The sequence below is a fragment of the Nostocoides sp. genome (assembly GCF_035343835.1).
Lineage (GTDB): Bacteria > Actinomycetota > Actinomycetes > Actinomycetales > Dermatophilaceae > Nostocoides_A > Nostocoides_A vanveenii.
The window spans coordinates 1-6,605 of record NZ_DAOQZV010000183.1; the positions used below are offsets into that span (position 1 = coordinate 1).

5 protein-coding genes are annotated in these 6,605 nt (G+C 69.2%); 3 read left to right on the forward strand and 2 right to left on the reverse strand.

The window, feature by feature from the left end:
- Nucleotides 1-453: 453 nt before the first annotated feature.
- Nucleotides 454-1,221: a DUF4031 domain-containing protein gene (locus PKH97_RS12195; RefSeq protein WP_324387739.1), complete on the forward strand. Its 768-nt coding sequence runs from the start codon at nucleotides 454-456 to the stop codon at nucleotides 1,219-1,221.
- Here the strand turns inward: PKH97_RS12195 and PKH97_RS12200 are convergent.
- Nucleotides 1,165-1,869 carry a hypothetical protein gene (locus PKH97_RS12200; RefSeq protein WP_324387740.1) on the reverse strand — a complete coding sequence of 235 codons (705 nt, stop codon included), beginning with the start codon at nucleotides 1,867-1,869 and terminating at the stop codon, nucleotides 1,165-1,167. The genes PKH97_RS12195 and PKH97_RS12200 overlap by 57 nt on opposite strands.
- A gap of 196 nt (nucleotides 1,870-2,065) precedes the next feature.
- On the opposite strand from PKH97_RS12200, the gene PKH97_RS12205 reads away from it, so the two are divergent.
- Nucleotides 2,066-2,857: an ABC transporter ATP-binding protein gene (locus PKH97_RS12205; RefSeq protein ID WP_324387742.1), complete on the forward strand. Its 792-nt coding sequence runs from the start codon at nucleotides 2,066-2,068 to the stop codon at nucleotides 2,855-2,857.
- A gap of 55 nt (nucleotides 2,858-2,912) precedes the next feature.
- A complete protein-coding gene (locus PKH97_RS12210) occupies nucleotides 2,913-5,405 on the forward strand; it encodes an FtsX-like permease family protein (RefSeq protein ID WP_324387743.1) in 2,493 nt (830 codons plus the stop codon).
- A gap of 96 nt (nucleotides 5,406-5,501) precedes the next feature.
- On the opposite strand, the gene PKH97_RS12215 is transcribed toward PKH97_RS12210, so the two are convergent.
- The coding region (locus PKH97_RS12215; protein WP_324387745.1) for an AMP-binding protein at nucleotides 5,502-6,605 on the reverse strand (1,104 nt) is incomplete at its 5' end.

The window sequence follows — 6,605 nt, forward strand, 5'->3', positions numbered from 1 at the left end:
GGTCATCGTTCGCTCTCGTCCCGTCCCTGTGTTCAACGGGCCGCCCGCCCGCTCCTGCGAGTCCGCGACCGTCGAGCTGACCATCCAGCCGGGCGCCGCCGCGGCCGGCAAGCCGCAGGCGCGGCGGTGCTGCGGGATGTGCGAGTCATGATGACCTCCGGAAGTGAGGGGGCCGGATGGCCCGGGTGTGCCTTGCGGATACCACCCCAGACGCCGCGCCCCCCGGTTGGGTTGCCGGAAGCCGAAAATTGCCGGCCGGCCCGCGCGAGACGGTGCCCGGGCCGGCCGGCTGCCTGTGGTGGACGATGCTCCGGGGGCACTGCCTTGGCGGGCACGCCTGCGGATGGAGTTCGTCGGCGTGCACGCCCCCATACGCGGGATCCCGCGGGTGGGTTGTGTCGCATCGGACTTCTTCGGCCTCGCACGCCGGGCCCGGCAGGGGAGGATGGGCGCGTGACGATCTGGATCGACCGGCCTGCCTGGCCGGCGCACGGGCGGCTGTGGTCGCACCTGATCTCGGACATCTCGTATGCCGAGTTGCACGACTTCGCCGCGGGCTGCGGCATCCCGCGACGCGGATTCGAGGGCGATCACTATGACGTCCCCGAGGAGCGGTATGCCGCCCTGGTCGCCGCCGGCGCCCAACCCACGACGAGCGCGCACATCATCGCGATGCTTCAGCAGTCCGGCCTTCGGTTACGAAAGCGCAAGGGGGAGAAGGGGATTGCTCGCGTGCTCGGGGTGGACTTCCCCGACGGCAGCCGCGCGGATGTCGACCTCGTCCGCTCCACGCGAGTGCCGCCCGACGCGGCGACCTTCGCCGCCGTCGTCTATGTCCGCGACGATCTCGGGCGGGTGCTGAGCGTCTACTCGCGCCGCCGCGCGGAGTGGAGCGCCCCGGGTGGGTGGCGCGAGCCGGGCGAGACGCCGGCCGAGAACGCCGCCCGCGAGATGGCGGAGGAGACCGGGGTGCGGCTCGACCCCGCCGCGCTCGTCCCGGTCGGCTACGAACGCTTCCATCCCCTGCCCGGGTCGCCCTGGCCGGTCGAGGGCGGACGCTTCTTGGCGATCTTCACCGCGCGCGTGACGGGTGCGGTGCCGGAGGTGGTGGTCGCGGACGGCGAGCCGGCCCGCTGGCTCAGCGTCGCCGAATTCCTCGAGCTGTCAGCCGGCTCGTGGTGGCTCCCCGGCGCCGAGGCCGTCCTCGCCGGCGGCGGTTAAGCGCTCGAGCTCGCGCCGCAGGTTGACGCGTGCGCGCTCCTCCCAGCCCGCGCCGGCGGGGGGATCGGCATACAGGCGGGGGCGGTCGAGCAGCGGGCGCAGGATCGCGCTGCGGCCGTGGGCGTATGCCGTGTCCGCCACCGCGGCATACTCCCGGCGCACCTGGGCGCAGTAGGCGTCGAAGCGGCGGCCCGGGGCCGCGAGAATCCACAGGTCGGCGTCGTGGACGACCGCGCCGGCCGACCCCGGCTCGGGGAGCAGGTGGTCCGCGGTCTGCTCGATCAGGGCGGCGATCTGCTCGACCGCCTGGGCGGGAAGCGCCAGGGCCGCGAGTTCGCTGCGGGCGAGCGCGGCCGAGGCGGCTTCGTTGTCGGTGCGGCCGGGCCGGTAGATCGCATCGTGATACCAAGCGACAAGATTCGGCAACGATGCGGCGCGGCCCGAGCCGGCCGTCAAGGCCGCGATGGCGCTGAGCATCTCGGTCAGGTGCGTGACATCGTGATAGGCGCGCTGCGGCTCCCGCCAGCGCACGAGCAGGGCCTCGGCCGTCGCGGCGGCAGCGCGCGCCGGGCGTGTCTCGCTGGGCGAAGTCGCTTGAAGCGCAGCAATATCGGCGACGAAGCCGCTGATCAGGTCGCTGTCGGGCACCCGCCCAGTCTGCCCCCGATCGATCGTGGAGCAACCCGGCGCGCCGGGGGGTGACGGGCCGCGGACCGGGGCCGGCCGCCACGGCATACCTACCTTCAGTAGCGCGAAAACCCTTGCCCGGCAGGTCGAATCTCAGGGTCCGACCCGGGCGATTTTGCCTCGCGAGGCCCAGGGACGCTCGGCTAGTTTCGGGGCCATGGAACACAACGCAGGGGTACTCACATCTGCCGCGGGCGTGTCCGCGCCCGCGGCCACCATCGCCGCCCGCACCGACGGGCTGACGAAGGTCTACGGCAAGGGTGACGCCGAAGTCGTCGCGCTCGGCGGGGTGTCGGTCGACATCTACGCCCACGAATTCACCGCCGTCATGGGCCCGTCCGGCTCCGGGAAGTCGACGCTGATGCACTGCGCGGCGGGCCTCGACGCGGCCACGAGCGGCCAGGTGTTCATCGGCGGCACCGAGCTGACGTCATTGAAGGAGAAGGAACTGACCGCGCTGCGCCGCGACAAGATCGGCTTCATCTTCCAGGCCTTCAACCTGATCCCGACCCTGACCGCGCAGGAGAACATCCTGCTGCCGCTCTCGATCGCCGGCCGCAAGCCGGAGATGGAGTGGTTCGACACCATCATCGACACCGTGGGGTTGCGCGAGCGCCTGGGGCACCGGCCCAACGAACTCTCCGGCGGCCAGATGCAGCGCGTCGCCTGCGCGCGGGCGCTGGCCAGCCGGCCCGAGATCATCTTCGCCGACGAGCCCACCGGCAATCTCGACTCCCGCGCCAGCCGCGAGATCCTCGGCTTCCTGCGGCGCTCGGTCACCGAGTTCGGCCAGACGATCGTCATGGTCACCCACGATCCGGTGGCCGCGTCCTACACCGACCGGGTGCTCTTCCTGGCCGACGGGCAGGTCGTGGACGAGATGCGCTCGCCGACGGCCGAGCGCGTCCTGGAGCGGATCACCGGGCTCGACTCGGCCAAGGGGGTCTAGCGCCGTGTTGAGCGCCAGTCTCAAATCCCTTCTCGGGCGCAAATTGCGCCTATTGATGAGTGCGATCGCCGTCATCCTCGGTGTCGCCTTCGTCGCCGGGTCCTTCATCTTCACCGACACGCTGGCCAAGTCCTTCGACGGGATCATGTCCTCCTCGGTCGGCGATGTCGTCGTCCGGCCGGCCGGGTCGGGCGACACCTATGGCAGCCGGGCCACCCTTCCCGGGGACCTGGTTGCCAAGCTCGCCACTGCCGAGGGCGCGGCGCGCGCCGATGGCAATGTCACCGACTACACGACCTTCGTCGTCACCAAGCAGGGCAAGCTCATCGGCGGCCAGGGCGCACCCGGGATGGGCGTCAACTACACCGCCGGCCCGGCCGCCAATGACACCTCGATGTTCCGGCTGACCAGCGGTAGCTGGCCGGCGAAGGACGGCGAGATCACCCTCGACGCGCGAACCGCGAAGACCGGTGGGTATGCCGTCGGCGACACCGTCAAGATCGTCACCGCCGGCTCTCAGGCCCAGGTCAGCCCGAAGCTCGTCGGCACCATGGAGATGAGCGGCTCGCTGGTCGGCGCGAGCGTCACGGTGTGGACCACGCACCAGGCGCAGCAGCTCTATCTCGGCGGCAAGAATGTCTTCAACGACATCTGGGTGACCCGCGACAAAGGCACCTCCCAAGATCAGTTGAAGGCTGCTGTCGCACCCCTGCTCCCCGCCGACACCGAGGCCGTGACCGGAGATGCGGCGGCCGCCCAGGCGCAGACCCAGATCCAGGACAGCATGAAGTTCATCACCTACTTCCTGCTGATCTTCGCGGCGATCGCGCTGGTCGTCGGGACCTTCATCATCGTCAACACCTTCTCCATCCTCGTCGCCCAGCGGATGAAGGAGCTCGCGCTCTACCGGGCCATCGGAGCCTCGGCCAAGCAGGTGTCGCGCTCGGTGCTTGTCGAGGCCTTTGTGGTCGGCCTGATCGGGGCGACCGTCGGACTGGCCGTGGGTCTCGTGCTCGCCATCGCCATCAAGGCACTCTTCGCGGCAATCGGGCTGGACCTCTCGGGTGCCTCGCTCGTGGTGGCGCCACGGACGATCCTCGCCTCCTATCTGGTCGGCATCCTGGTGACCCTGCTCGCGGCCTATCTGCCGGCGCGCAAGGCGGGCACGGTGCCGCCGGTCGCGGCCATGCGCGATGACGTCACGCTGGCCGAGTCGAGCATGCACCGGCGTGTCCTGGTCGGCACGACGCTGACGATCGCCGGGGCCGTCGCGCTCGGTTTGGGGCTTTTCGCGGGCGTGCCCAAGCCGATCATCTGGGTCGGCGTCGGGATTCTGGGCGTGCTGCTCGGGGTCGCCGGGACAAGTCCGATGGTGGGCAAGCCGCTGATCCTCGGAATCGGCTCGATCTATCGCCGCCTCTTCGGCGCTGTCGGGGTGATGGCCGAGGAGAACGCGCTGCGCAACCCGCGTCGCACGGCTGCCACCGCGTCGGCATTGATGATCGGCGTGACGCTGGTGTCGATGATGTCGGTCTTCGGGTCCTCGGCCAAGCAGAGCCTCAAGGGCGAGATCGAGAAGAACTTCAAGGCCGACTACCTGATCTCCAACTCCATCGGCAACGACTTCTCACCGAGCATCGCCACCGAGGTCGCCAAGGTGCCCGGAGTTGCGAGCATCTCGACGGTGCGTTGGGGCCAGGCGAAGGTCAAGGACGATGACCGGGCGTGGGTTGCGGCCGTCGACCCGGCCAGTTATGGGACGGTCTCGACGCTGTCCAAGACCGACGACCAGGCGCTGCTCGCCAAGCTGACCGACAACACCGTGATCCTCTCGGCCGACAAGGCCAAGGAATACGGCGTCGCGGTCGGCTCGACCTTGCCGATCTCCTTGCAGGGCAAGACCTTCGATGCGAAGGTGGCGGCAACATTCGACGCGGCCAGCACGTCGCCGTCGGACACGGTCGTCTCGTTGGCGACCTGGGCTGCCCATGGTGGCACTCCCAGCGACAGCCAGGTGTATGTCACGACCGCAGCCGGCGCCGACAAGGCGGCCGTCGGGGCTGCCCTGGACAAGATCACGGCGGGCCTGCCGACGGTCAGCGTCAAGGACATCGCCGGCTATGCGGCCGAGCAGTCCAAGCCGATCGATCAGATGTTGGCGATCATCTATGCGCTGCTGGGCCTGGCCGTCGTCATCGCGTTCCTCGGCATCATCAATACCCTTGCGTTGTCGGTGATCGAGCGGACACGCGAGATCGGGCTGTTGCGGGCGGTCGGGCTGAGCCGCCGGCAGTTGCGTAGCGTGCTGCGCCTGGAGTCGATCGTGATCGCCATCCTCGGCGCGGTCCTCGGGATCGTGCTGGGTGTGATCTTCGGGATCGCCGTCCAGCGGGCCCTCTCGGACCAGGGCTTCACAGCGCTGTCGGTCCCGTGGGGCCAGTTGCTGGCCTTCCTCGTGCTCGCCGGCCTGGTCGGCGTGCTCGCGGCCGTCTGGCCCGGCCGCCGCGCGGCCAAGATGCAGATCCTGGACGCCATCGCCGCCGAGTGAGCGCGGTGGGCCCCGTCCCTAAACTCTGCTAACACACCTAACGTGTGTTAGCAGAGTTTAGGTTGCCGGGGTTTCCGTCTCCGAGGACGTATGCCGTCAGGAGCCGAGCGTCTGCACATCAAGGCCGCCGTCGGCATACCGCTGCCGCAGCACCTTCTTGTCGAACTTGCCGACCGAGGTCTTGGGCACCTCGTCGATGAAGGCCCAGCGCTCGGGGATCTGCCACTTCGCGACCCGGCCGTCGAGGAAGGCGCGCAGGGACTCGGCGCTCGCATCGGACCCTTCGCGGAGCACGACGCTCGCCAGCGGCCGCTCGTCCCATCGCGGGTCGGGGACACCGATGACCGAGGCCTCGAGCACATCGGGGTGCGCCATGATCGCGTTCTCCAGGTCCACTGAGCTGATCCATTCGCCGCCGGACTTGATGACATCTTTCGCGCGGTCGGAGAGGTAGAGGAAGCCATTGGGCGTCAACGAGCCGACATCGCCGGTCCGCAGCCAGCCGTCGTCGAACTTCGCGGCCACCTCGGCCAGCTCGGCCTCGGACTCAGTGCCATTGGAGTAGTACGCGCCGGTGATCCAGGGGCCGCGGACCTCGACCTCGCCGACGCTCTCCCCATCCCAAGGCACTTCGTTGCCGTCGAAGTCCATCAGGCGCGCCTCGACGCCCATCAAGATGCGGCCCTGGGCGTAGCGGTACTTCCAGTACTCCTCGCTGCCCTCCTCGGCGTTGGCGGGCGGGAAGGCGAGCGAGGCGACCGGCGAAGTCTCGGTCATCCCCCAACCGTGGACGATCTGGATGCCGTGCCGCTCCTGGAAGGCGTGCATCATCGCCGGTGGGGCGGCCGAGCCACCGACCATGAGCATCGTGCAACTGGAGGTGTCGTGACCGCCGGCGTCCATGGCGCGCAACAACTCATTCCATACAGTCGGCACGCCCGCGCCCGAGGTGATCTTCTCGGCCTCGATGAAGCGGACCAGCGGCTCGGCCTGCAAATAGCGGTCCGGCATCATCAAGCTGACGCCGCGCGCCATCGCCAGATAGGGGAAGCCCCAGGCATTGGCGTGGAAGAGCGGCACCACCGTCAGCGTCCTTTCACCCTGGTCGATGCCGAGCGTCATCGCTGCGCCGATGGCGTGCAGGTAGTTCGAGCGGTGCGAATAGACGACGCCCTTGGGATTGCCCGTCGTGCCCGACGT

Bases quoted from the DNA above. Each gene is read 5' to 3' on its own strand.
- PKH97_RS12205 (WP_324387742.1), top strand. From the start codon at position 2,066: ATGGAACACAACGCAGGGGTACTCACATCTGCCGCGGGCGTGTCCGCG.
- PKH97_RS12210 (WP_324387743.1), top strand. From the start codon at position 2,913: ATGAGTGCGATCGCCGTCATCCTCGGTGTCGCCTTCGTCGCCGGGTCC.